Source organism: Pseudomonas corni (assembly GCF_057128765.1).
On sequence record NZ_JBSKHW010000005.1, the window covers coordinates 151,826 to 176,259 of the forward strand.

22 protein-coding genes are annotated in these 24,434 nt (G+C 58.8%); 15 read left to right on the plus strand and 7 right to left on the minus strand.

Going from position 1 to position 24,434, the window contains the following annotated elements; all coding sequences use genetic code 11:
- The first annotated feature begins 77 nt into the window (after positions 1-77).
- From ACWKV9_RS10890 to ACWKV9_RS10915, 6 genes are all read left to right on the plus strand, one after another.
- Positions 78-2,540: a heavy metal translocating P-type ATPase gene (locus ACWKV9_RS10890; protein WP_483836121.1), complete on the plus strand. Its 2,463-nt coding sequence runs from the start codon at positions 78-80 to the stop codon at positions 2,538-2,540.
- 25 nt (positions 2,541-2,565) lie between these two features.
- Entirely contained in the window at positions 2,566-2,787 is a 222-nt protein-coding gene (ccoS, locus tag ACWKV9_RS10895) for a cbb3-type cytochrome oxidase assembly protein CcoS (RefSeq protein WP_483836122.1), read from the plus strand.
- A 92-nt stretch (positions 2,788-2,879) separates the two neighbouring features.
- Complete coding sequence (locus tag ACWKV9_RS10900; RefSeq protein ID WP_483836123.1) at positions 2,880-3,563, plus strand: sulfite exporter TauE/SafE family protein; 684 nt, start codon at positions 2,880-2,882, stop codon at positions 3,561-3,563.
- A gap of 72 nt (positions 3,564-3,635) precedes the next feature.
- Positions 3,636-5,018, plus strand: a complete 1,383-nt coding sequence (gene hemN / locus ACWKV9_RS10905) for an oxygen-independent coproporphyrinogen III oxidase (protein ID WP_483836124.1) — start codon at positions 3,636-3,638, stop codon at positions 5,016-5,018.
- Positions 5,019-5,137: 119 nt separating this feature from the next.
- Positions 5,138-5,872 (plus strand): fumarate/nitrate reduction transcriptional regulator Fnr, encoded by a 735-nt coding sequence (gene fnr, locus ACWKV9_RS10910; protein ID WP_483836125.1) that lies wholly within the window; start codon positions 5,138-5,140, stop codon positions 5,870-5,872.
- 66 nt (positions 5,873-5,938) lie between these two features.
- Positions 5,939-6,487 carry an adenine phosphoribosyltransferase gene (locus ACWKV9_RS10915; RefSeq protein ID WP_483836126.1) on the plus strand — a complete coding sequence of 183 codons (549 nt, stop codon included), beginning with the start codon at positions 5,939-5,941 and terminating at the stop codon, positions 6,485-6,487.
- A 187-nt stretch (positions 6,488-6,674) separates the two neighbouring features.
- Here the strand turns inward: ACWKV9_RS10915 and ACWKV9_RS10920 are convergent, their stop codons facing one another.
- Positions 6,675-7,238: an NADPH-dependent FMN reductase gene (locus ACWKV9_RS10920; protein WP_483836127.1), complete on the minus strand. Its 564-nt coding sequence runs from the start codon at positions 7,236-7,238 to the stop codon at positions 6,675-6,677.
- A gap of 314 nt (positions 7,239-7,552) precedes the next feature.
- Between ACWKV9_RS10920 and ACWKV9_RS10925 the strand changes: the two genes are divergently transcribed.
- A complete protein-coding gene (locus ACWKV9_RS10925) occupies positions 7,553-7,765 on the plus strand; it encodes a hypothetical protein (protein WP_483836128.1) in 213 nt (70 codons plus the stop codon).
- Positions 7,766-7,844: 79 nt separating this feature from the next.
- Here the strand turns inward: ACWKV9_RS10925 and ACWKV9_RS10930 are convergent, their stop codons facing one another.
- The 4 genes from ACWKV9_RS10930 to ACWKV9_RS10945 all read right to left on the minus strand — a co-directional run bounded on the left by ACWKV9_RS10930 (position 7,845) and on the right by ACWKV9_RS10945 (position 10,727).
- Positions 7,845-8,429 carry a GNAT family N-acetyltransferase gene (locus ACWKV9_RS10930; protein ID WP_483836129.1) on the minus strand — a complete coding sequence of 195 codons (585 nt, stop codon included), beginning with the start codon at positions 8,427-8,429 and terminating at the stop codon, positions 7,845-7,847.
- 66 nt (positions 8,430-8,495) lie between these two features.
- Complete coding sequence (gene dnaQ / locus ACWKV9_RS10935) at positions 8,496-9,260, minus strand: DNA polymerase III subunit epsilon (protein ID WP_483836130.1); 765 nt, start codon at positions 9,258-9,260, stop codon at positions 8,496-8,498.
- 207 nt (positions 9,261-9,467) lie between these two features.
- Complete coding sequence (gene rnhA / locus ACWKV9_RS10940; protein ID WP_483836131.1) at positions 9,468-9,920, minus strand: ribonuclease HI; 453 nt, start codon at positions 9,918-9,920, stop codon at positions 9,468-9,470.
- A gap of 48 nt (positions 9,921-9,968) precedes the next feature.
- Positions 9,969-10,727, minus strand: a complete 759-nt coding sequence (locus ACWKV9_RS10945) for a class I SAM-dependent methyltransferase (protein ID WP_483836132.1) — start codon at positions 10,725-10,727, stop codon at positions 9,969-9,971.
- Positions 10,728-10,843: 116 nt separating this feature from the next.
- Here ACWKV9_RS10945 and gloB point away from each other — a divergent pair, with 116 nt between their 5' ends.
- From gloB to fabI, 8 genes are all read left to right on the plus strand, one after another.
- Entirely contained in the window at positions 10,844-11,623 is a 780-nt protein-coding gene (gene gloB / locus ACWKV9_RS10950) for a hydroxyacylglutathione hydrolase (RefSeq protein WP_483836133.1), read from the plus strand.
- Positions 11,624-11,722: 99 nt separating this feature from the next.
- Positions 11,723-13,336: a LysM peptidoglycan-binding domain-containing protein gene (locus ACWKV9_RS10955; protein WP_483836134.1), complete on the plus strand. Its 1,614-nt coding sequence runs from the start codon at positions 11,723-11,725 to the stop codon at positions 13,334-13,336.
- A gap of 187 nt (positions 13,337-13,523) precedes the next feature.
- Positions 13,524-15,353 (plus strand): extracellular solute-binding protein, encoded by a 1,830-nt coding sequence (locus ACWKV9_RS10960; RefSeq protein ID WP_483836135.1) that lies wholly within the window; start codon positions 13,524-13,526, stop codon positions 15,351-15,353.
- Positions 15,350-17,221, plus strand: a complete 1,872-nt coding sequence (locus tag ACWKV9_RS10965; RefSeq protein ID WP_483836136.1) for an extracellular solute-binding protein — start codon at positions 15,350-15,352, stop codon at positions 17,219-17,221. The genes ACWKV9_RS10960 and ACWKV9_RS10965 overlap by 4 nt, the downstream gene beginning before the upstream one ends.
- A gap of 1 nt (position 17,222) precedes the next feature.
- On the plus strand, positions 17,223-18,296 hold the full coding sequence (locus ACWKV9_RS10970) for a microcin C ABC transporter permease YejB (RefSeq protein WP_483836137.1): 1,074 nt from the start codon (positions 17,223-17,225) through the stop codon (positions 18,294-18,296).
- A 1-nt stretch (position 18,297) separates the two neighbouring features.
- The gene (locus ACWKV9_RS10975; RefSeq protein ID WP_483836138.1) at positions 18,298-19,317 is read left to right on the plus strand and encodes an ABC transporter permease; all 1,020 of its coding nucleotides are present in this window, start codon (positions 18,298-18,300) and stop codon (positions 19,315-19,317) included.
- A 1-nt stretch (position 19,318) separates the two neighbouring features.
- Positions 19,319-20,929 (plus strand): ABC transporter ATP-binding protein, encoded by a 1,611-nt coding sequence (locus ACWKV9_RS10980; RefSeq protein WP_483836139.1) that lies wholly within the window; start codon positions 19,319-19,321, stop codon positions 20,927-20,929.
- A 19-nt stretch (positions 20,930-20,948) separates the two neighbouring features.
- Positions 20,949-21,743 carry an enoyl-ACP reductase FabI gene (gene fabI, locus ACWKV9_RS10985; RefSeq protein WP_483836140.1) on the plus strand — a complete coding sequence of 265 codons (795 nt, stop codon included), beginning with the start codon at positions 20,949-20,951 and terminating at the stop codon, positions 21,741-21,743.
- 192 nt (positions 21,744-21,935) lie between these two features.
- Here fabI and ACWKV9_RS10990 read toward each other — a convergent pair whose 3' ends face one another.
- Together ACWKV9_RS10990 and ACWKV9_RS10995 are read right to left on the minus strand one after the other, a co-directional pair.
- On the minus strand, positions 21,936-23,807 hold the full coding sequence (locus ACWKV9_RS10990) for a SurA N-terminal domain-containing protein (RefSeq protein ID WP_483836141.1): 1,872 nt from the start codon (positions 23,805-23,807) through the stop codon (positions 21,936-21,938).
- Between the two features lie 226 nt (positions 23,808-24,033).
- Complete coding sequence (locus ACWKV9_RS10995) at positions 24,034-24,306, minus strand: HU family DNA-binding protein (protein ID WP_262163351.1); 273 nt, start codon at positions 24,304-24,306, stop codon at positions 24,034-24,036.
- Positions 24,307-24,434 lie beyond the last annotated feature (128 nt).

Below are 24,434 nucleotides of genomic sequence, written 5' to 3' on the forward strand. Positions count from 1 at the left end.
GGGAGCAGACCTGTCCGCAAAGGAGCCCGATCAGGCCCCATATCCAGGGAAGACTCACGATCATCTGAAATCCTCCCATGACCCAACTCACCCCCTGCTACCACTGCGCCCTGCCCGTCCCGCCCGGCAGCCGGTTCACAGCAATTATCCTCGGCGAAACCCGCGAGCTGTGCTGCCCCGGTTGCCAGGCCGTTGCGCAGGCCATCGTCGCGGGCGGACTGGAAAACTACTACCGTCATCGCAGCGAAGTCTCTGCTAACCCAGCGACGCTTCCCACACAGCTTATCGATGAATTACAGCTGTACGACCGCCCTGACGTACAGGCCCCGTTCGTGCGCCATGATCAGACTTTCGCTGAAACCACACTGATGATGGAAGGCATCAGCTGCGCGGCCTGTGGCTGGTTGATCGAGCGCCATTTACGCGCACTGCCTGCCATCATCGAGGCGCGCTTGAACCTGTCCAACCATCGCTTGCACGTGCGCTGGGCTGACGCGGACCTGCCATTGAGCAGGTTGTTGCGTGAGCTGCGCAGCATTGGCTACGTCGCGCATCCGTATCAGCCCGACAAGGCCGCCGAGCATCTGGCCGCTGAAAATCGCCTGGCGCTGCGCCAACTGGGCGTTGCCGGGCTTTTGTGGTTTCAGGCGATGATGGCGACCATGGCGACCTGGCCTGAATTCAACATCGATCTTAGCCCGCAAATGCATACCATCCTGCGCTGGGTGGCGATGTTTCTGACAACCCCCATCGTCTTCTATAGCTGCACCCCCTTCTTCAAAGGCGCGATGCGCGATCTGCGCACGCGCCACCTGACCATGGACGTCTCTGTATCGCTCGCCATCGGCGCTGCCTATCTGGCCGGTATCTGGACCGCCATCACCGGCGTCGGCGAGCTGTATTTCGACGCGGTGGGGATGTTTGCCCTGTTCCTGCTGGCCGGTCGCTACCTGGAACGCCGGGCCAGGGAGCGGACCGCCGCTGCCACGGCCCATTTGGTCAACTTGCTTCCGGCGTCGTGTCTGAGACTGGAGAGTGATGGTCAATGCGAGCGCATCCTGCTGGCGGAATTACGCCTGGCTGATCAGGTGCTAGTCCACCCCGGTGCGGCATTACCCGCCGATGGCAAGATCATCGACGGCCAGTCCAGCGTCGACGAATCGCTGCTGACTGGCGAATACCTGCCGCAGCCTCGCCGCGTCGGCGACGCGGTGACCGCCGGTACGTTGAACGTTGAAAATCCGCTGATCGTTGAGGTTACCGCGCTGGGCCACGACACGCGGCTGTCGGCCATCGTTCGCCTGCTGGAACGCGCACAATCGGAAAAGCCCAGGCTGGCGCGACTTGCTGATCGGGCCTCGCAGTGGTTCCTGCTCGGTTCACTGCTTTTCGCGTTATTGATCGGCGTGCTGTGGTGGCAAATAGACTCATCGCGCGCGTTCTGGGTGGTGCTGGCGATGCTGGTGGCGACCTGTCCGTGCGCCCTGTCACTGGCAACCCCCACCGCCCTGACTGCCGCGACCGGCACCCTGCACGAACTGGGGCTGCTGTTGACGCGCGGGCACGTGCTCGAAGGCCTGAATCAGATTGACACGGTGATTTTCGACAAGACCGGCACGCTGACCGAAGGCCGACTGACGTTGCGTGCCATCCGCCCACTGGCGGAGCTTGCCAGCGAAGAATGCCTGGCACTGGCCGCAGCCCTGGAAAACCGTTCCGAACACCCGATCGCCCGCGCGTTCGGACGTGCGCCGGTTGCTGCTGAACAAGTCGTCGCCACGCCGGGCCTCGGGCTGGAAGGTCGGGTCGCTGAGCGGATCTTGCGTATCGGACAGCCGGCCTTTGTCTGTGATCTGAGCAACTGTGCAGTGCCGGCAATGCCCGATGAGCCGGGGCAATGGCTGCTGCTGGGCGACGCTCACCAGCCGCTCGCATGGCTGGTACTCGATGATCGCTTGCGTGACGATGCCGCAGATTTGGTGCAGGCCTGCAAAAACCGGGGCTGGAGGCTGCTGCTGCTTTCAGGCGACAGTTCCCCGATGGTCGCCAGCGTCGCCGCGCAACTGGGAATCGACGATGCTCGGGGCGGGCTGCTGCCGGATGACAAACTGGCGATTCTTCATCAATTGCGTGCTGCCGGGCGCAAGGTGCTGATGCTGGGGGATGGGGTCAACGACGTGCCCGTACTCGCCGCCGCCGATATCAGCGTGGCGATGGGTTCGGCCACCGATCTGGCAAAAACCAACGCTGACGCCGTGCTGCTCTCCAATCGCTTGCAGGCCTTGGTCCAGGCGTTCAGTCTGGCCCGAAGAACCCGGCGCATTATCATCGAGAATCTGCTGTGGGCCTGTTTGTACAACGGCCTGATGCTGCCGTTTGCTGCATTGGGCTGGATTACCCCGCTGTGGGCTGCGCTCGGCATGTCGATCAGCTCGCTGACGGTGGTGCTCAATGCCTTGCGTCTGACCCGGGTAAAAGGCGTCGCCGCCAATCGCTCGGGCCTTATCGCGAGCGCTCACAGTCGCCCACTGCCAACATGAGCACGCCACGGATTTCGGAGGCTTTATGCCCGCGCTCTACATCATGATCCCTGCCGCGTTGCTGATCGTGGCCGTGGCCATTTATATCTTCTTCTGGGCGGTAGACAGCGGGCAGTATGACGACCTCGACAGCCCGGCCCACAGCATCCTGTTCGACGATCAAGACCCTAACCACCAGGCCGGCGTGGATGAGGCGTCCGGCAAAACGTCGCAGTCAGTGCCGGACAAGAAGCCGCCCCATGAATAGGCGGCCATCGCGGGCAAGCGCGCTCCTACAAGAAATCACATCGCGCTGTAGGAGCGCGCTTGCCCGCGATAACGTCAGCACAGGCGCCCCCAATGCCTGACCTCTTCCCACTACTCGCCTCCGCCGTCATCCTCGGCCTGCTCGGCGGCGGGCATTGCCTGGGCATGTGTGGCGGGTTGATGGGCGCACTCACGCTGGCGATCCCTAAAGAACAACGCAGCCGGCGCTTTCGCCTGCTGCTCGCCTACAACCTGGGGCGAATCCTCAGTTACGCCTGCGCTGGTTTGCTGATTGGCATCGCAGGCTGGGCGGTCGCCAACAGTCCGGGGGCGATGGTGATGCGCGTGATCGCCGCCCTGCTATTGATCGCCATGGGCCTGTATCTCGCTGGCTGGTGGAGCGGCCTGACTCGCATCGAAAGCCTGGGCCGAGGGCTGTGGCGCCACATCCAGCCGTTCGCCAGCAAACTGCTGCCGGTGTCCAGCGTGCCCCGTGCTCTGCTGCTCGGTGCCTTATGGGGCTGGCTGCCCTGCGGGCTGGTTTACAGCACCTTGCTGTGGTCGGCCAGCCAAGGCAATGCGCTCTACAGCGCCATGCTGATGGTTGCGTTCGGGCTGGGCACCTGGCCAGTTTTGCTTGCTACGGGGTTGGCCGCAGAGCGCACGACAGCATTGTTGCGCAAACGCGGGATTCGCGTGGCGGGCGGATTGCTGGTGATCGTGTTCGGCCTATGGACCCTGCCCGGCCCGCATCAGCATTGGTTAATGGGTCATTGACCCAGATCAACGTTCGGCACAGCCCCACTCCCTAAAATGGCAGCCACTGCCAGCCTTTTCGGGAATGCCCGCATGCTCGACGACCTTCGTTGGGATTCTGACCTCATCCGCCGCTACGATCTGACCGGACCGCGTTACACGTCCTACCCCACTGCGTTGCAATTCCACACGCAAATAGGCGCTTTCGATTTGCTGCACGCGCTACGAGACAGCCGCCATGCGCGCCGCCCGCTGTCGCTATACGTGCACATCCCGTTCTGCGCCAACATTTGCTACTACTGCGCCTGCAACAAAGTGATTACCAAGGATCGCGGTCGGGCGCAGGCGTATGTGCAAAGCGTGCAGCAGGAGATTGAACTGCTGGGCTGTCATCTGGACCCCACTCAGGTCGTCGAACAGTTGCACTTGGGAGGGGGGACTCCGACCTTTCTCAGCCACGTCGAACTACGGCAACTCATGGCCCACCTGCGTCGACACTTCACGCTGCTAGACGACGACTCGGGCGACTACGGCATCGAGATCGACCCGCGTGAAGCCGATTGGTCGAGCATGGGTCTGTTGCGCGAATTGGGCTTCAATCGAGTCAGCATCGGCGTGCAGGATTTTGACCCGCAGGTGCAGCGGGCGGTCAACCGTCTGCAAAGTCTGAGTGAGACCCAGGCCATCGTCGACGCGGCGCGGACCTTACAATTTCGCTCGGTAAATATCGACCTGATCTATGGCTTGCCCAAACAGACAGCGGACGGATTTGCACACACGGTGGAGCAGATCATCGACCTGCAACCGGATCGCCTGTCGGTGTTCAACTACGCGCACCTGCCTGAACGCTTCATGCCGCAACGACGCATCAACGGCGCCGACTTGCCTGCACCCGAGCAAAAACTGCTGATGCTGCAGAGCACTATTGAACAACTGACCCGTGCGGGTTATCGCTACATCGGCATGGACCACTTCGCGCTCCCCGATGACGAACTGGCGGTCGCTCAGGAAGAACTCACCCTGCAGCGTAATTTTCAGGGCTACACCACCCACGGTCACTGCGACCTGATCGGCCTCGGTGTGTCGGCCATCAGCCAGGTCGGCGATCTCTACACGCAAAACTCCAACGACCTGAACGACTACCAGAACCGGCTCGCCAGCAACCAGTTGGCGACCAAGCGTGGCGTGCGCTGCAACCCCGATGACCAATTACGACGAGCAATCATCGGTCAACTGGTCTGCCATTTCAGCCTTGAATTCGCGGCCATCGAAAGCCGATTCGCCATGGTCTTTCAGGATTACTTCATTGGCGTGTGGCCGCAGTTGCTGGCGATGGCTGAGGACGGCTTACTTGATGTCGACGCCAAGGGCATTCACGTCAGACCCGCCGGACGACTATTGATACGTTCGATCTGCGGGGTGTTCGATGCCTACCTCACCGATAGCAACCGTCAGCGATTTTCCCGGGTGATATAGGAAGTGTCCGCTATCTGCGCAGGACCGATGTACATGCCATGCAGGACAGTTGCTAGTCGCAAGACGAAGCGCTGAGTTACCCTTACGACTCATGTGTGTTTATGACAAGGAATGACCCGATGCCTGAGCCAGTGAAAATACGCGCTCAAACCCCGGTCCACTGCAAGGATTGCAGCTTGGCCCCGCTGTGCCTCCCGCTTTCTCTGAACCTTGAGGACATGGACGCTCTGGACGATATCGTCAAACGTGGTCGACCGTTGCGAAAAGGCGATTTTCTGTTCCGTCAGGGAGATCGCTTCGATTCGGTGTATGCGGTCCGCTCCGGAGCCTTGAAGACCTTCAGCGTGAGCGACGGCGGTCAGGAGCAAATCACCGGCTTTCATCTGCCCAGCGAACTGGTCGGCCTATGCGGGATGGACGCGCAAGCGTACCCGGTGTCGGCCCAAGCAATGGAAACCACGTCGGTGTGCGAGATCCCTTTCGAGCGTCTGGACGAGTTGTCCGTGAAACTGCCGCAATTGCGTCGTCAGTTGATGCGGGTGATGAGCCGCGAGATTCGCGACGATCAACAAATGATGGTGCTGCTGTCGAAAAAGAATGCTGACGAACGTATCGCAACGTTTCTGATCAATCTCTCGGCACGTTTCCAGGCCCGCGGGTTTTCCGCCAACAGTTTCCGCCTCAGCATGTCGCGCAACGACATCGGCAACTACTTGGGGCTCGCGGTGGAGACGGTATCCCGGGTGTTCACGCGGTTTCAGCAAAGCGAACTGATTGCCGCCGAGGGCAAGGAAATCCGCATCATCGATCCGATCCAACTGTGCGCGCTGGCGGGTGGTTCGCTGGAAAGCTGATGCGCAAGGCTTGGGTCAGGCTTAGACTGGCGCCTTTGGTCTGCCTTCCTGCCCAGGATACCTGCGATGATTTTTGACGAATTCAGCTTCAAATCCTTGATCCGCCCGGTGATTGACTTCCCCAAGCCGGGCGTCATTTTTCGTGACATCACCCCGTTGTTTCAGTCGCCCAAGGCGCTGCGCCTGGTGATCGACAGCTTCGTTCAGCGCTACATCGAAACGGATTTCACCCACGTCGGTGCTATGGATGCTCGGGGTTTTCTGATCGGCTCGATCATCGCTTACGAACTCAACAAACCGTTGGTGCTGTTTCGCAAACAGGGCAAGCTGCCTGCCGATGTATTGGCCGAGGCCTACAAGACCGAGTACGGCGAAGCGTTTCTGGAAGTCCACGCCGACAGCCTGTGTGAGGGTGACTCGGTGGTGATGTTCGATGACCTGATTGCCACCGGCGGTACGCTGATCGCCGCCGCCAACCTGATACGCCGCATGGGCGCCAAGGTGTATGAAGCCGCTGCGATCATTGACTTGCCCGAACTAGGCGGTTCACAGCGACTGGAAGACATGTCGATCCCGACGTTCTGCCTGACGCAGTTTGCGTTGACTGATCAGTAAGCAGCCCGGTCGCCGCCCATCTGCCCGGCTGAAAATCATCGTGGGAGGGGGCTTGCTCGCGAAACGGCAACGGACACCGCATCCCCTGTAGGAGCGAACTTGTTCGCGAGGCGGCTAGCCTGACACGCCGCACAATTGCCTCGCCAACGAGTTGGCTCCTACAGCATTTCCAGTGTCCGGCAGAAGATCAAACCTTCAACGTGCGCTCGACGTGCCCTGCAAACGCATCAATGATGCCCTGAAGGAACGGTCGGGTTTTCTCGGTCAACTTGCCTTGCTCATCAAAGAACGTCCCGGCATTGCCCAAGTACGCCTCTGGCTGCTGCATGCACAGCACGTTGAGGAAGACGAACGATTGGCGCAAATGCTGGTTAGCCCCGAAACCACCGATTGCGCCAGGCGATACGCTCACCACTGCCGCTGGTTTTGCACTGCCCCACGCGCTTTTGCCATAAGGACGTGAGCCGACGTCGATGGCGTTTTTCAGTGCGCCCGGAACAGAGCGATTGTATTCAGGGGTGACAAACAAAAAGCCGTCCGCGCCGAGCAGTTCCTGGCGAAACCGGGTGTAGGCTTCAGGCGGCGAATCCAGGTCGATGTCTTCGTTGTAAAGCGGCAGGTCGCCAATTTCGACTATTTTCAGCTTGAGGCTACTCGGTGCCAATTCGGCCAGCGCATGAGCGACCTTGCGGTTGATGGAGTCTTTTCTCAAGCTGCCGACAATCACTGCAATCGTATGAACCTGACTCATGACATGCCTCTTTTCTAAAGATGAACTGACAGTTATAGATGAAACAGCGCAAGTGATCTGGTCGAAATGTGCGGTCATCATGATCGAATTGGTTCATGTTTACTGCGCCAGGCCGCACCAGAAGCGGTTTTGCGCACATCGGCACTATATTTTGCGGTACCGAAAACTACACTCGAAAACAGCGGTCTGAAGGCATAACCGCGAAATGAGCGACATATCTTTCAGACTTACCTTACAAGCGGCCACGGATTGTCAGCCCGCAGTGGTACGATGCGAGCGAAAACGAGCAGTTATTTCCAGAGGTTACAAAGCAGATGGCTTCAGTTCTAGTTGGACAATTTCATGCCAGAGACGCAGAAGGCCGCGTCTACCCTGTGCATGAGTTCCGGGAATCACAGCCGGTCGAGGCTGGCGGCGCGGAGCCCAAATCCACCTATAGACTGGCCATTGGCGACCGCGTCAACCATCTGGGCGGAGATGAATTCGAGTTGCTGCAGTCCGGAATAAAGATCACTCGGGTTTCCTGAATCTGCGTTACCCGTAGGAGCGCGCTTGCCCGCGAAAGCTTTTTCTGCCGCCACACCGCTATCGCGGGCAAGCGCGCTCCTACACGCCCTGTGTCGTGACGTCTTCGAAAATCAGATACCAAAAAATCGCCACTTCTTCGCTTGTCGGATCAATCGCCCGATACAGCAAGTGGTCGACGCCTCCAACAATGAACCCATAACTCTCGTACAACCGGCACGCGGCCAGGTTGTTGTTTTGGGTTTCCAGCATGATCCCCGGCAGGTTGCGTTTGCGCGCCCAGAACTGCGCGACATCCAGCAGCGAACGCGCCACGCCGTTGCGGCGTGACGTCGCGTCCACCGCCAGTTCATCTACATGGGCAAAGCCGTTCCAGTGTGTGCTGAGCACGATATGGCCCACTGGCTCCTCGCCAATCCATGCCACCAGCACAGTGCTGTCGGCGCGATTTCGGTAATCACAGAACTCTTCTGAATCGATGCCGTAATTTTTTATGTACGGCTGAACCGAATCGATGCGCCACTGGGCCACAGGTTTACCGATCTGCACCTTGGCGTAGCCACAGACGTTGAAGGTGAATTCGCTGTTGAGGATGTAATCCTCGAAGCGTTCGTCAGCGACGCGAACACTCAGAGCGGGACGGGTGGTCGATGGAGAGTCAGTCATGTCGGGCCTGCACCGTCGATGAAGGGAGACGATCACTCAATAGGCGTCCCCCACTGGCGTCAGCCTTCAGGCAGACGTGGCTTGCTGCTGCGCTTCGAGCAATTGCACCCACAACGCGGGCGCACCGGCAGACTTGGCAATGACCGCCATACGCGCTTCGTGCTCGGCCATTTCGCTGTCCGATGCATGAATGACAGGGCCAGGCGTCCGGTTGGCTACTCGGCGAATCTCGCTGGGCCGATCGGCGCCGCCTTCACCATCGTTGTTGCCAGCCAGCGACAAGGTGGTCTGGCCACCGGTCATCGCCAGATAAACGTCCGCCAGAATCTCTGAGTCGAGCAAGGCGCCGTGCAACTCGCGACCGGAGTTGTCGACGCCGTAACGCTTGCACAGTGCATCGAGGCTGTTTCGTTGGCCCGGATGACGCTCGCGGGCCATGGCCAGAGTATCGAGCACGGTGCAATAGGTGGTGACGTCGGTGCGATCAGTCTGGCCGATCAACGCGAATTCGTTGTTTAGAAATCCCACGTCAAACGCAGCGTTGTGGATGATCAACTGCGCGCCTTTGACGAACTCGAAAAACTCGTCGGCAACTTCGGCAAAGCGGGGTTTGCCGATCAGGAACTCGTCAGTAATACCGTGGACGCCAATCGCGCCCTCGTCACTCTCACGGTCTGGCTGCAGGTACACGTGGAAGTGGCGCCCGGTCAGACGCCGGCCAATCACCTCGACACAACCGATCTCGATCACCCGGTGACCATCGGTCACAGGCATGCCGGTGGTCTCGGTATCGAGGACTATTTTTCGTTCAAGGGTGTTTTGTACGGTCATTGCTTACTGCCTCGGCTTCAGGCGCGAATCTTAGCATGGCAAACGGTGGCTCGTTCCTGTGGGAGGGAGCTTGCTCGCGATTCGTTAACGGGCGCGGGAAGATGCGACGGCTGTACCGACCTCCTCGCGAGCAAGCTCCCTCCCACACAGCCATACATGGCCCACAGCACGGGGTACGAGCGATGGTAGTTGTGTGAAAACAGGCAATCAACCGCGCTTGATACCACGCACTTCATCCACCCCACGATTGGCCAATTGGTCCGCACGTTCGTTGCCAGGGTGGCCGATGTGGCCGCGTACCCATTGCCAGGTGACGGTGTGGCGATTGACCTGTTCATCCAGCAATTTCCAAAGGTCCGCGTTTTTGACAGGCTCTTTGGCAGCCGTTTTCCAACCGCGCTTTTTCCAGTTGGGCATCCACTCGGTGATGCCCTTCATGACGTACTGCGAGTCGGTGACCAAGGTCACTTCGCAGGAGCGTTTCAATTCTTCAAGCCCGCGAATGGCGCCGGTCAGCTCCATGCGGTTGTTAGTGGTATTGGCTTCGCCGCCCCACAATTCCTTCTCCACGCCCTTGCATACAAGCAAAGCGCCCCAGCCGCCGGGGCCGGGATTGCCCTTGCAGGCGCCGTCGGAGAACAGCTCAACGGATTCACTCATGACCACATTTCCAAAATAAGAGGGCTTTTCGCCGTTGGGGCCTGGCTATCACGTCTCAGGGCTGCGCCGGTTGACCTTGGCCATCGGCAATGGCAGCAATTTGCCCATCGGCTCGCGACGCGGCATGCGAAGAGGTCGCAGCCCAACCATCAACTTGCGCGCCACCAGCACGTAAAAGCCGCCACCGGGGCTTTGCCATCCGTCGCCCAGACGCTCAAGACCTGCCAGACGCTGTTGCCAGGCCGGCGAAGCAAGCGGCGGACGATAGCACCCGAAGCGGCGTTTCTCCAGCGCGAAACCCAGCAGGTTCAGCCAATCACCGACCCGCGACGGCGATATACAGCGTGCTCTGCGCAGTGCGTCACGGGCGAATAAGTGACGAATGCCCCACGTGCTCCAAGGGTTGATCCCGACGATCAACAGATGCCCGCCGGGCCTCACGCTGCTGGCGGCTTCGCGCAGCAAGCCGTGTGGCGACAGGCAGAAATCCAGACCGTGTTGCATAACCACGACATCGGCGGCGTGCTCGCTCAGTGGCCAGGCTTGCTCTTCACAGACGATTTCCACCCCCGGCAGCGGCGCGCCCAACCGTACGTTGCGCTGCACCTGCTTGGCGGCCGGCGGGGTCTCGGCCGATGGCCCGTAATGCACAAGATAACCGCCGAAGAATCGCTCCAGTTCTTCATCGAGCACACGGCGCTCTTCCTGTAACAACAGCTGTCCTACCGGCCCGGACAGCCATTGGCGCGCCGAACTGATCAGCTCCAGCCATTCGGGATCGGCCTGGGCAAATGCTTCATCGGTCATTTCCGGTCTCCATGAATGATCTCGCGAGAGGTGCTCGCCTGGAACCTATTGAGACTCTAAGATGCGGCATTGATGCAACTTGATGCTGCAACCATGTTTCCAGCGAGGCGAATCGCATGATACAGATCCAGGCCCTCCCCGCTTTCTCCGATAACTACATCTGGCTGTTACAAGATACGACCAGTCACCGTTGTGCGGTAGTTGATCCAGGGGATGCCAAACCGGTCCTGAACTGGCTCGCTGCCAATCCGGACTGGCACCTGACCGACATTCTAGTGACCCACCACCACGCCGACCACACCGGTGGCGTCGAAGAGCTCAAGCGCGCCAGCGGTGCAAAGGTTTACGGACCGGCTGCCGAGAACACGCCAGTGCGCGATGTCTCCCTCAACGATAACGACCAGCTCAACGTACTCGGCCTGACCTTCGTCGCCTATGCAGTGCCGGGACACACTCTGGGCCATATCGCGTTCTACCACGAAGACCCGCAGGCGCCACTGTTGTTCTGCGGCGATACGCTGTTTGCGGCAGGGTGTGGACGACTGTTTGAAGGCACTCCCCAGCAGATGCATCATTCTCTCGGGCGCCTGGCAGAACTGCCCGGCAATACCCTCGTTTACTGCGCCCACGAATACACACTGAGCAACCTGCGATTCGCGGTAGCGGTAGAGCCAAACAACCCGGACGTGACCGAGCGTTTTGAGCAAGTCTCGCAGTGGCGCAGCGAAAATCGCATCAGCCTGCCGTCGAATTTAGCCTTGGAACGCAAAACCAACCCGTTTCTGCGCGCCGACATTCAAGCCGTCAAAGAAAAAGCGGACGAACGGAGCGGCACAGACAATCCAACGCCTGTGGCGGTTTTTACGACCTTGCGCGGCTGGAAAGATAAGTTCTAAAGCAGTGGCCAATCAGCACAAAAATTCTGAATGGTTGACCGTTGTTAATGCAGTTTCTAGAATCGCCCGACATTTTCGACTGGAACTATCCCCCAGCCAATGTCGTCATCTATACGCAGAACCTTTAATTCCGACGCATTGACTCGGTTGGCCCAGGCGGTCGCGGTTATCGCGAGCGCCACGTTGGCAGGCTGCCAGACCACCAGCAGCGTGCAGCACAGCAGCCCCGCCCCGGTCCCGAATCTTTCGGCAAAGATCAAGCAAAAACCGATTTTCCTCGCTCGTAAGCCAAGCCCTCAAACGCCACCTCAGGATGTCTGGGAGCGGATGCGTGAAGGTTTCCAGCTGCAAGACGGCAACAACCTCAATCCGCGCATCGATCAACAGCGCCTCTGGTACGCCAATAACCCTTCGTTTCTGGAAACCGCTGGCCAGCGCGGCAGCTTGTACATGCACTACATCGTCGAGCGTCTGGAAGAGCGCAACATGCCGCTGGAGCTGGCGCTGTTGCCGGTGATCGAAAGCGCCTACAACCCGATGGCCCTTTCCCGCAGCGATGCTGCTGGCATCTGGCAATTCATCCCGTCTACAGGTCGCTATTTCAATCTGCGTCAAACCAACTTCTACGATGGTCGCCGTGATATCACAGCGTCCACCACTGCGGCCCTGGATTACCTGACCAAGCTGCACGACATGTTCAACGGCGACTGGTTGCTGGCCCTGGCGGCCTACAACGCAGGCGAAGGCACCGTCAGCCGCGCCATCGAGCGCAACGACAAGCTGAACCTGCCGACTGACTACTGGAACCTGCCATTGCCGCAGGAAACACGCGATTACGTGCCTAAACTCCTGGCGCTGTCGCAAGTGGTGATGTCGCCGGAAGCGTATGGCGTCAACCTCAATCCGATCGCCAATCAGCCGTACTTTCAGGTGGTCGAGCTTAATCAGCGCATGGACCTTTCGAAAGTCGCGGCCATGGCCAACATCGACGAAGACGAGCTGATCCAGCTCAACCCGGCCTTCAAGAAACGCCTGACTATCGACGGCCCCCAGCACTTGCTGGTGCCAACGTCGAAATCGCAGTTGCTGACTTCCAGCCTGTCGAACATGAAGCCCGAAGACCTGATCGACTGGCAACAGTATCGCGTTCGGCCGGGCGACAGCTTGGCCACCATCGCCAGCCGCTATCAGGTCTCGACCTCCACGCTCAAAGACCTGAACAAGCTCACCAGCACTCATCTGCGTCGTGGTCAGGCACTGACGATTCCGGTGCGTCCGGGCATCACCCCTGCTCTGCCGGTGTTCCAGGAAATTGCTGTTGAAGACATCACTCCGGTGCGCACGCGCAGCTACAAGGTGAAGAAAGGCGACAATCTGGTGCAGATCGCGCGGATCAACAAAGTCGACGTCAAGGATTTGCAGCACTGGAACAAACTGTCCGGGCAAAACCTGAAAGTCGGCCAGACGCTAGTAATGCAGGACAACAGCAAGCCTGCCAAAGCCAGCACCAGTGCGCGCGCGGTTGCCAGCAAAGGCACCAGCAGCAAAGAAGCCGATCAAAAATCCATGCAGTACAAAATCCAGAAAGGCGATTCGCTGTATCTGGTGGCCAAGCGCTTTAACGTTGAGATGCAACACCTCAAGCGCTGGAACCCACGCAGCGGTCAGGCGCTGAAGCCTGGGCAGACGTTGACGGTTTATTTGCCGCATTGAGCCGAAAGGTCAAAGCGTACGATCTGTAGGAGCCAACTTGTTGGCGAGAGTTTGATTCGGTGTACCAGATACACCGCCTCGCGAACACGTTCGCTCCTACAGGTAATCAATACCTGCCCTGACGACTCTTTTTCCAGCCGATACAAGCTGTTACTGTGACCGACCGCTGCCAGGATCGAACCTCGATTTGATACGCCATTGCCTGCTGATCGTAAGCCTGGCCTTGAGCACGACAGCCGCCGCGACCGTCAGCGAAAGCCATGGTTACGCCCAGTTCGGTGTTCTCAAGTACCCGGCCAGTTTTACGCATTTCGACTGGGTCAATCCCGAGGCGCCGAAGGCTGGCACCCTGCGAATCATGGCGTTCGGCACCTTCGACACCCTCAACGCTTACACCTTCAAGGGCAGCAGCCCGATTTCGACCCCTAATTTCGGCCAGTACGGCGTCAACGAGCTGAACGAGCCATTGATGGTCGGCACTGGCCAGTACGATCCTTCCGGGGACGAACCGACTTCCAGCTACGGCCTGATCGCCAAATCTGTCGAGTACAGCGAAGACCGCAGCTGGGTAGTGTTTAACCTGCGCCCCGAAGCACGCTTTCACGACGGCAAGGCGATTACCGCCTACGACGTCGCGTTCTCCTACAGAACGTTGCTCAAGGACGGCCATCCGCAATACCGCACTGCACTGCAGGAAGTACAGCGTGTGGACATCCTCAACCGTCACCGCATCCGCTTTGTGTTCAAGAGGAGCGGCAACCCATTATTGATTCTGCGCCTGGGCGAACTGCCGGTACTGCCGCAGCACTACTGGAAGAACCGCGACTTCAAGGCCACCACCTTCGAGCCGCCCTTGGGCAGCGGGCCGTATCGCATCACCCAGGTCCATCCCGGTCGCAGTCTGGTGTTCGAACGGGTCAAGGATTACTGGGGCAAAGACCTGCCGGTCAATCGCGGCAAATACAATTTCAATCGCGTCGAAGTCGAGTTCTACCGCGACGCAGACGTCGCGTTCGAAGCGTTCAAGGCCGGTGAATTCGACATCTACATCGAGCACCAGGCGAAGAACTGGTCCACCGGCTATGACTTCCCGGCAGTGGCCAACGGTGACGTGATCAAGGCCCAGATCACCCACAAGATCCCCACGCAAACCCAGGGTTTGTTCATGAATACCCGCCGTTCGACGTTCGCCGACGTCAAGGTGCGCGAGGCCCTGGGCCTGATGTTCAATTTCGAGTGGACCAACCGCACGCTGTTCAACAACGCCTACAAGCGCTCGACCAGCTACTACCCCAACAGTGATTTCTCGGCCACCGACCTGCCGATTGGCCGCGAATTCCTGACGCTTGCGCCCTACCGCGAACAACTGCCACCGAGCCTGTTTACTCAGCCGTTCACCGTGTCGAAAACCGACGGGGGTGGCATTCCGCGAGACACCATGCGCAAGGCCCTTGGCCTGTTTGCCGAAGCGGGCTGGAAGTATTCCGATGGTCGCCTGATGGGCAATAACGGCCAGCCGTTACGATTCGAAATACTGTTGGTAAATCCCAACCTCGAACGGATTCTGCAGCCCTATATCGAAGACCTCACGCGCATCGGCATCGACGCCAGGCTTCGTACTGTTGATCGCGCGCAATACAAACAGCGCCTGGACCAATTCGATTTCGACATGATTCTGATGACCCTGAACCAGACCTTAAGTCCGGGCCTGGAGCAATGGCAGTATTTCCATTCCAGCCAGGCGAACATCAAGGGCAGCAAAAACTATGCGGGCATCGCCAATCCGGTGGTGGACAACCTGCTCAACCAGTTGCTCGCCGCAAAGACCCAGGACGATCAGGTGGCCGCGACCAAGGCGCTGGACCGTGTCCTGCTCTGGCAGCACTACATGATCCCCAATTGGTACCTCAATAATCATCGTCTGGCGTACCGCAACCGGTTCGTCATGGTCACCACCCCGCCCTACACCCTGGGCCTGCGTGCGTGGTGGCTCAAGCCTTCGGAGAAAACCCAATGACTGCCCTTCGCTCCCTGTTCACTCAGGCTGGCGGCTTGTTTCTGCTGGGCATTGCCTGCGCGGCCCAAGCGGCCCCCGAACACGCCATCACGCTATACAACGAAGCACCGAAATACCCGGCCAACTTCAATCACTTCTATTACGCCAACCCCGACGCCCCCAAGGGCGGCACCTTCCGTCAGGCGGGATTCGGCGGTTTCGACAGCCTCAACCCGTTCATCAGCAAGGGCGTACCCGCCGACGACATCGGCCTGATCTACGACACTCTCGCCCGTCAGGGTCTGGACGAGCCGTTTACCGAATATGGCCTGATTGCCGGCAAAATCGAAAAATCCCCCGACAACAGCTGGGTACGCTTTTACCTTCGTCCCGAGGCCAAATTCAGCGACGGGCATCCGGTACGCGCCGACGACGTGGTGTTCAGTTTTCAGACGCTGATCAAAGACGGCTCGCCCCTGTACCGCAGCTACTACGCCGATGTCGATCAAGTAATCGCCGAAGACCCGCTCAAAGTATTGTTCAAGTTCAAGCACAACGACAACCGCGAGCTGCCGCTGATCCTCGGCCAGTTGCCGGTGCTGCCAAAGCATTGGTGGGAAGGTCGCGACTTCAGCAAGGGCAACCTGGAAATCCCGCTCGGTAGCGGACCGTACAAGGTCGTCGAAGTTAAAGCTGGCCGTTCCGTGCGCTACGAGCGGGTCAAGGATTACTGGGGCAAGGACCTGGCGGTGAACAAGGGGTTTTACAACTTCGACACCCTGTCCACCGAGTACTACCGCGATAACACCGTCGCGCTGGAAGCGATGAAAGCCGGCGCTTTCGACTACTGGCTGGAAACCAGCGCAAAAAACTGGGCTACTGCCTACGACACCCCAGCGGTCAAAGAGGGTCGGTTGATCCGCGAAGAAATCCCCAATGGCAACCCTCAGGGCATGCAGGGATTTATCTTCAATCTGCGCAAGCCGATGTTCCAGGACGTGCGCGTACGTCAGGCACTGAGTCTGCTGCTGGACTTCGAATGGACCAACAAACAGTTGTTCAATGGCTCGTACACCCGGACCAAAAGTTACTTCGATAACTCCGACATGGGCTCGCGCGGCCTGCCGACCCCTGAAGAGCTGAAGATTCTCGAACCCCTGCGCGACAAGCTGCCAGCCCAGGTATTCACCGACGAATTCAAACTGCCCGTGACTGATGGCAGCGGCATGATTCGCGAGCAGCAACGCAAGGCGTTCCAGTTGCTCAAAGAAGCGGGCTGGAAAATCGTCGGCGACAAGATGGTCGACACCGAAGGCAAGCCGGTGACCATTGAATTCTTGCTGGCGCAGACCGAATTCGAACGCGTCCTGCTGCCGTTCAAACGCAACCTCAGTGACATCGGCATCAACCTGGAAATCCGCCGCGTTGACGTCTCGCAGTACATCACTCGCCGTCGCTCGCGGGATTACGACATGATCGTCGGCAGCTTCCCGCAATCCAGTTCACCGGGTAACGAGCAGCGTGAGTATTGGGATTCGAGCAGTGCCGACAAACCTGGCAGCTATAACATTCTTGGCTTGAAAGACCCCGCCGTTGACGAACTGGTAAGCGGTTTGATCAACGCCGATTCGCGGCAGAGCCTGATCAACCACACCCGCGCTCTGGACCGTGCCCTGCTGTGGGGCTATTACGTGATCCCCAACTGGCACATCAAGACCTGGCGCGTGGCGTACTGGGATCACATCGGTCATCCGAAGGTCTCGCCGCTGTATGACGTCGGCAACATGACGTGGTGGGTCAAGCCTGATGCCCAACCGGCTGTGCCGCTGGACGCTGCGCCCAAGCAGCCTGATGCAGAAGACGCCAAACCTGCGAGCGCGGAGCAATAACATGCTGGCCTATATCTTTCGGCGCCTGTTGCTGATCATCCCGACGCTGCTGGGGATTTTGCTCATCAACTTCGTCATCATCCAGGCCGCGCCCGGCGGCCCGGTCGAGCAGATGATTGCCAAGCTCGAAGGCTTCGAAGGCGCCACCAGCCGCATCGCGGGAGGCGGCGCGGAAGTCGCCGTCGCAGGCTCGACATACCGTGGCGCACAGGGTCTGGACCCAAGCCTGGTGAAAGAAATCGAGCACATGTACGGATTCGATAAATCGGCGCCGGAACGCTTGTGGATCATGATCAAGAACTACGCCCAACTGGATTTCGGCAACAGCTTTTTTCGGGACGCCAAGGTCATCGACCTGATTATCGAAAAAATGCCGGTGTCCATATCCCTGGGGTTGTGGAGCACGCTGATCATGTACCTGGTGTCGATCCCGCTGGGGATCGCCAAGGCCACCCGGCACGGCAGCCATTTCGACGTCTGGACCAGCTCGGCGATCATCGTGGGTTATGCGATCCCGGCGTTTCTGTTCGCCATTCTGTTGATCGTGGTATTCGCCGGCGGCAGCTACTTCGATTGGTTCCCGTTGCGCGGCCTGACCTCGAACAACTTCGACCAGATGAGTTGGCTGGGCAAGATTGGCGATTACTTCTGGCATCTGGCCTTGCCGATCACAGCGCTGGTCATCGGCAACTTCGCCACCATGACCCTGCTGACCAAAAACAGCTTTCTCGACGAAATCGGCAAGCAATACGTGATCACCGCCAAAGCCAAGGGCCTGTCCCAGCATCGGGTGCTGTATGGCCATGTATTTCGTAACGCCATGCTGTTGGTGATCGCAGGTTTCCCATCGGCGTTCATTGGCATCTTCTTCACCGGTTCGTTATTGGTGGAAGTGATCTTCTCCCTCGACGGCCTGGGCCTGATGAGCTTCGAAGCGGCGATCAACCGCGACTATCCGGTGGTGTTCGGCACGCTGTTCATCTTCACGTTGCTGGGCTTGGTGGTGAAGCTCATCGGCGATCTGACCTACACGCTGGTTGACCCGCGTATCGACTTCGAAAGCAGGGATCATTGATATGACGTTGTCCCCTCTCAATCGACGCCGCTTCGCCCGTTTCAAAGCCAATAAGCGCGGCTGGTGGTCGCTGTGGCTGTTCCTGATACTGTTTGGTTTGAGCCTGGGCGCGGAACTGATCGCCAATGACAAACCGCTGGCCGTTCGCTACGACGGCCAGTGGTTCTTCCCAGTGTTCGAGCGCTACCCGGAAACCACATTCGGCGGCGAATTCCCACTGGAAGCCAACTACAAAAGCCCCTATATCAAAGAGCTGCTGGCCGCCAAAGATGCCTGGACGTTGTGGGCGCCCATCCCGTTCAGCTACCAAAGCATCAACTACGACCTGAAAGTCCCGGCCCCTGCCCCGCCATCCCGGGATAACCTGCTGGGCACCGACGACCAAGGCCGCGATGTATTGGCGCGGGTGATATATGGCTTTCGGGTATCGGTGCTGTTCGCCCTGACCCTGACCATTTTGAGTTCGATCATCGGCGTGATTGCAGGCGCGTTGCAGGGGTTCTATGGCGGTTGGGTGGACTTGGTCGGCCAGCGCTTTCTGGAAATCTGGTCGGGACTCCCGGTGCTTTATCTGCTGATCATTCTCGCCAGCTTCGTGCAGCCTAACTTCTGGTGGCTGCTGGGCATCATGCTGCTGTTCTCGTGGATGAGCCTGGTGGACGTGGTGCGCGCCGAATTCCTGCGCGGACGCAATCTGGAATACGTGCGCGCTGCACGTGCGCTGGGCATGGAAAACGGCGCGATCATGTTCCGCCATATCCTGCCCAATGCCATGGTGTCGACCATGACCTTCATGCCGTTCATTCTCACCGGCGCGATCGGCACCCTGACCGCGCTGGACTTCCTGGGCTTCGGCCTGCCCGCTGGCTCGCCTTCCCTGGGCGAACTGGTGGCACAGGGCAAATCCAACCTGCAAGCGCCATGGCTGGGCATGAGTGCCTTTGCCGTGCTGGCGATCATGTTGAGCTTGCTGGTGTTCATCGGCGAATCCGCCCGCGACGCATTCGACCCGAGGAAATGAGATGAAGCAGGACAATCTGATCGAAATCCGCGATCTCTCCGTCGAGTTCGTCAACGGCGATACAAAACAGCGCGTGGTCGAGGGCGTGAGCTTCGACATCCGCAAGGGCGAAACACTGGCATTGGTCGGCGAAAGCGGATCGGGCAAGTCAGTCACCGCCCATTCGATCCTGCGACTGCTGCCCTACCCGCTGGCGACTCACCCGACCGGGACTATCCGCTACGCCGGTCACGACATGCTGACCGCCAGCGAAAAACGCCTGCGGGCGATTCGCGGCAATCGCATCGCGATGATCTTCCAGGAGCCGATGACCTCCTTGAATCCGCTGCAATCGATTGAAAAGCAGATCAACGAAGTGCTCGGCCTGCATAAGGGCCTGACGGGCAAGGCAGCCACTGAGCGCACGCTGGAGTTGCTCGGCATGGTTGGCATCCCCGAGCCGCGCAAACGCCTCAAAGCGTTGCCTCACGAGCTGTCCGGCGGGCAACGGCAGCGGGTGATGATTGCGATGGCGCTGGCCAACGAGCCCGAGCTGTTGATTGCCGATGAGCCGACCACCGCGCTGGACGTCACGGTGCAGCTGAAAATCCTCAAACTGCTCAAGGAATTGCAAGGCCGACTGGGCATGGCGCTGCTGTTGATCAGCCACGATTTGAACGTGGTTCGACAAATAGCTAACCGAGTATGTGTCATGCAGCGCGGTTGCATCGTCGAACAGGCGTCATGCGAGGAGCTGTTCCGTTCGCCGCAGCATCCGTACACCAAAGAATTGCTCAGCGCCGAACCTAAAGGCGGGCCCGCCGACAACGCGCCGGGCGCTCCGATGCTAGAAGTGGACAACCTGCGTGTCTGGTTTCCAATCAAGAAAGGTTTGTTCAAGCGCACCGTCGATCATGTGAAAGCAGTCGACGGCATTCACTTCAGCCTGCCCAAGGGTCAAACCCTGGGCATCGTCGGTGAAAGCGGTTCGGGCAAGTCGACGTTGGGGCTGGCGATTCTTCGGCTGATCGGTAGCGATGGCGCCATACGCTTTCAGGGCAAGCCGCTAGACTCCCTGACGCAGCAGCAGGTTCGCCCTCTGCGGCGGCAGATGCAGGTGGTGTTTCAGGACCCGTTCGGCAGCCTGAGCCCGAGGATGTCGGTGTGCGACATCGTTGGCGAAGGCTTGCGCATCCACAAGATGGGCACACCGGTGGAGCAGGAATCGGCGGTGATCGAGGCGCTCAAGGAGGTAGGTCTGGACCCGGATACCCGGCACCGCTACCCCCATGAGTTTTCCGGTGGACAGCGGCAAAGAATCGCCATCGCCCGGGCATTAGTGTTAAAACCGGCGCTGATTTTGCTGGACGAGCCGACTTCGGCCCTCGACCGCACTGTTCAGCGTCAAGTGGTGGAGCTGCTGCGCTCGCTGCAAACCAAGTACAACCTGACGTATTTGTTTATCAGCCATGACCTGGCGGTAGTCAAAGCGCTGAGCCACCAACTGATGGTGGTCAAGCAAGGCCAAGTGGTCGAACAGGGTGCAGCCGAAGACATCTTCGCCGCACCGCAACATCCATATACACAGCAGTTGCTGGAAGCCGCGTTTTTGGCCCCGGCAACTGTCGATTAATCTGATAGAGGAACAACACATGGGTTTTCTCGCCGGTAAGCGCGTCCTGATCGTCGGTGTCGCCAGCAAACTGTCCATCGCATCCGGCATCGCTGCCGCCATGCACCGCGAGGGCGCTGAGCTTGCCTTCACCTACCAGAACGACAAACTGAAAGGTCGCGTCGAAGAGTTCGCACAAGGCTGGGGCTCAAATCCTGAACTGTGCTTCCCTTGCGATGTGGCCAGCGACGAGGAGATCGCCAAGGTCTTCGAAGAACTGAGCAAGAAGTGGGACGGCCTGGACGTGATCGTTCACTCCGTAGGCTTCGCACCAGGCGACCAACTGGACGGGGACTTCACCGAAGCCACCACGCGTGACGGTTTCCGCATCGCTCACGACATCAGCGCCTACAGCTTCGTGGCCCTGGCCAAAGCCGGTCGCGAAATGATGAAAGGCCGCAATGGCAGCCTGCTGACCCTGTCGTACCTGGGTGCCGAGCGCACCATGCCGAACTACAACGTAATGGGCATGGCCAAGGCCAGCCTGGAAGCCGGTGTTCGTTATCTGGCAGGCAGCCTTGGTCCGGAAGGTACTCGCGTCAACGCTGTATCGGCTGGCCCGATCCGCACCCTCGCCGCTTCCGGCATCAAGAACTTCCGCAAAATGCTGGCTGCCAACGAAGCGCAGACGCCATTGCGCCGTAACGTGACCATCGATGAAGTCGGCAACGCCGGCGCGTTCCTGTGCTCAGACCTGGCGTCGGGCATCAGCGGCGAAATCATGTACGTCGACGGCGGTTTCAACACCACCGCGATGGGCAATATCGAAGAGTGATGTGATTGGGCCTGAGCAGCTTCAGGCCGGATCATCTGTAGGAGCGCTTGCCGCGAGAGCTCTATCCGGCAACACGGGATCGACTGACAAACCGCAATCGCGGGCAAGCGCGCTCCTACAACGTTTCGCGACTCAACAAAAAGCCCCGGTCTCTCACGAGCCGGGGCTTTTTGTTGTCAGCGAATTAACCGATCAATACTTCTCGATCTTCGCTGCGCTTTGCAATTGCGCACGATACGCGGCGAAGTCCTGCTGCCCTTCACGGGAAGCGAGGAAACGACGGTACTGAGCTTTCTCTTCATCGGTCGGTGGCGCAGCCTGATTCACGCCATTGAGGCGCACGATCACGAAGCTGCCATCGGCGGCGGTCAAGCTGCCGTAACCAGGCTTGTCCTTGCCTTCAGGCTTGGGCATGCGGAACAGCGCTTGCAGAACCTTAGGATCAACACCCTCCTGACTGCGCGACGCGGCTTCCACGACTTTCCAGCTCTGACCTTCTTGCTTGGCAGCCAACGGCGTCTTGCCATCGCGCAGACCTGCGAGTAACGCCTGGCCTTTGGTTTTCACCGCTTCGCTGGCGTGCTCTTTGGTCAACTGCGCACGAATCGCGCTGGACACTGATTCAAGAGGCAATTGCTCTGGCTGACGATGCTCTTTGGAGCGAACCACCAGCACCGTTTCCGGATCGAGCTCCAGCGCCGAACTGTTGGAACCTTCTTCCAGCACTTCAGGGCTGAACGCTGCCTGGATCACAGCGCGATTGGCTGTCAGGCCTTCGCCGCCTTCACGACCAAACGGCGCCGTAGTCTGGACCTTCAGGCCAAGATCCTGCGCAGGTTGCGCCAGATCGGACGACTCGAACGCCGTGTCTTCCAGCTGCTTGGTGGCTTCAACGAACTTCTGTTCCACCAGAGCCGATTTAAGGTCAGTGGTCAGCTTCTCTTTGAGGCTGGCGAACGTCGGTACCGACGGCGCTTCAACACCCAGCAATTTGATCAAGTGCCAGCCGAATTGACTGCGAACCGGTGCCGAGACCTGATCCTTGTTCAACGCATACAGCGCGTCTTCGAAGGCCGGATCGTAGACGCCTTTGCCTGCATAACCCAGATCACCGCCTTTGGCCGACGAACCAGGATCCTGAGACAGTTCTTTGGCCAGCGCAGCGAAGTCTTCGCCCTTTGCAAGACGCTGTTGAATTTCTTCAACCTTCGCCTTGGCCTGAGCATCGGTCATCTTGTCGTTGACTTCGATGAGGATGTGGGCAGCGCGACGCTGCTCAGCCAGGTTGGCGATTTCTTTCTGGTAGGCCGCCTGAAGGTCTTCATCTTTGACCGACACTTTGTCAAAGAACGAGGACTTCTTCAGCTCGATGTAATCAAGCACGACTTGCTCAGGACTCATAAACTCCTTCGCGTGCTCGTCGTAGTGAGCCTTGATTTCATCGTCGGTGACTTTGACGTTCGACGGATCAGCCGGCAGCGTCAGTGTGGCGAAATCACGGGTCTGTTTTTCCAGACGGGCGAAAGCGTCAACCTGAGCATCAGTGATGAAGGCACTGCCCGCAACACCTGCGCGCACCTGACCGATCAGCATTTCCTGACCGAGCATCTGACGGAACTGCATGCGCGTGTAGCCCAGCTGGCGAACAACCTGATCAAAACGATCAGCGTTGAACTTGCCATCTACCTGGAACTCCGGCGTCAGCAAAATCTGCTGATCCAGCGCTGCTTCCGAGAAGCCGAACTTGGCATCCGCCGCGCCTTGCAGCAACAGCTTGCGATCTATAAGCCCCTTGAGGGCGGCCTCACGAAGCATTTGGTCATTGAGCAGCGCAGGATCGAAATCCTTGCCCAACTGTTGCGCAAGCTGACGACGTTGCATGTCGACCGCTTGTGCCAGCTCGTTCTGACTGATCTCCTCACCATTGACTTTCGCGGCGTCCTGACTGTGGCTGGTCGCTCTGAAAATGGCATCGAAACCCGTCAGGGCCATCAGAGCAATGATCACTCCGATAATGGTTTTGGCAATCCAGCCTTGTGAATTGTCCCTGATATTCTGCAGCATGCGTCCCCCAGAAACGGTTGTGTCTGACTCACCAACCGCGGAGCGTGGGTAGAATCCGGATAGAAGAAAGGCGCATCCGAGGATGCGCCTTCTCGTAACTTGCAAAGCGGACAGGGTTCGAATTTGCGTCCCCCGAGGTGACAGGCCAGCTTACAACCAACCGCACTTGCCGCTTCACAACCAGAACAGAGGTAGAGTCCTGGCTGGGTAAAGGCAACGATGAAACTTAGTTCACAGCTTCTTTCAGCGCTTTACCGGCTTTGAAACCTGGCTTCTTGGCAGCAGCGATTTGCAGCGACTTACCGGTCTGTGGGTTACGGCCTACGCGAGCAGGACGATCTGTCACGGAGAAGGTACCGAAACCAACCAGTACAACTGAGTCGCCGGCCTTGAGAGCGCCAGTGACGGATTCGATGACTGCATCCAGCGCACGGCCGGCAGCAGCTTTCGGGATATCAGCGGATGCAGCGATAGCATCAATTAGTTCCGACTTGTTCACTCTAAGTCCCCTTATATCTATTTAAGTATTTTCTAAGTTTTTTGGTGTAGCCAAACGAGCGCTGAGTGGCCTGGCTATATTGACTGCCTGGGCTAGAAGAGCCGCTTTATAACAAGGGCTCTAAAAAG

Bases quoted from the DNA above. Each gene is read 5' to 3' on its own strand.
- rnhA (WP_483836131.1), bottom strand. From the start codon at position 9,920: ATGAGTGAATCCGTTGAGCTGTTCTCCGACGGCGCCTGCAAGGGCAAT.
- ACWKV9_RS10975 (WP_483836138.1), top strand. From the start codon at position 18,298: ATGACGTTGTCCCCTCTCAATCGACGCCGCTTCGCCCGTTTCAAAGCC.
- fnr (WP_483836125.1), top strand. From the start codon at position 5,138: ATGCCTGAGCCAGTGAAAATACGCGCTCAAACCCCGGTCCACTGCAAG.
- ACWKV9_RS10945 (WP_483836132.1), bottom strand. From the start codon at position 10,727: ATGACCGATGAAGCATTTGCCCAGGCCGATCCCGAATGGCTGGAGCTG.
- ACWKV9_RS10920 (WP_483836127.1), bottom strand. From the start codon at position 7,238: ATGAGTCAGGTTCATACGATTGCAGTGATTGTCGGCAGCTTGAGAAAA.
- ACWKV9_RS10915 (WP_483836126.1), top strand. From the start codon at position 5,939: ATGATTTTTGACGAATTCAGCTTCAAATCCTTGATCCGCCCGGTGATT.
- dnaQ (WP_483836130.1), bottom strand. From the start codon at position 9,260: ATGACCGTACAAAACACCCTTGAACGAAAAATAGTCCTCGATACCGAG.
- ACWKV9_RS10980 (WP_483836139.1), top strand. From the start codon at position 19,319: ATGAAGCAGGACAATCTGATCGAAATCCGCGATCTCTCCGTCGAGTTC.
- ACWKV9_RS10970 (WP_483836137.1), top strand. From the start codon at position 17,223: ATGCTGGCCTATATCTTTCGGCGCCTGTTGCTGATCATCCCGACGCTG.
- gloB (WP_483836133.1), top strand. From the start codon at position 10,844: ATGATACAGATCCAGGCCCTCCCCGCTTTCTCCGATAACTACATCTGG.
- ACWKV9_RS10990 (WP_483836141.1), bottom strand. From the start codon at position 23,807: ATGCTGCAGAATATCAGGGACAATTCACAAGGCTGGATTGCCAAAACC.
- ACWKV9_RS10930 (WP_483836129.1), bottom strand. From the start codon at position 8,429: ATGACTGACTCTCCATCGACCACCCGTCCCGCTCTGAGTGTTCGCGTC.
- ACWKV9_RS10955 (WP_483836134.1), top strand. From the start codon at position 11,723: ATGTCGTCATCTATACGCAGAACCTTTAATTCCGACGCATTGACTCGG.
- hemN (WP_483836124.1), top strand. From the start codon at position 3,636: ATGCTCGACGACCTTCGTTGGGATTCTGACCTCATCCGCCGCTACGAT.
- ACWKV9_RS10925 (WP_483836128.1), top strand. From the start codon at position 7,553: ATGGCTTCAGTTCTAGTTGGACAATTTCATGCCAGAGACGCAGAAGGC.
- ACWKV9_RS10965 (WP_483836136.1), top strand. From the start codon at position 15,350: ATGACTGCCCTTCGCTCCCTGTTCACTCAGGCTGGCGGCTTGTTTCTG.
- ACWKV9_RS10900 (WP_483836123.1), top strand. From the start codon at position 2,880: ATGCCTGACCTCTTCCCACTACTCGCCTCCGCCGTCATCCTCGGCCTG.
- fabI (WP_483836140.1), top strand. From the start codon at position 20,949: ATGGGTTTTCTCGCCGGTAAGCGCGTCCTGATCGTCGGTGTCGCCAGC.
- ccoS (WP_483836122.1), top strand. From the start codon at position 2,566: ATGCCCGCGCTCTACATCATGATCCCTGCCGCGTTGCTGATCGTGGCC.
- ACWKV9_RS10890 (WP_483836121.1), top strand. From the start codon at position 78: ATGACCCAACTCACCCCCTGCTACCACTGCGCCCTGCCCGTCCCGCCC.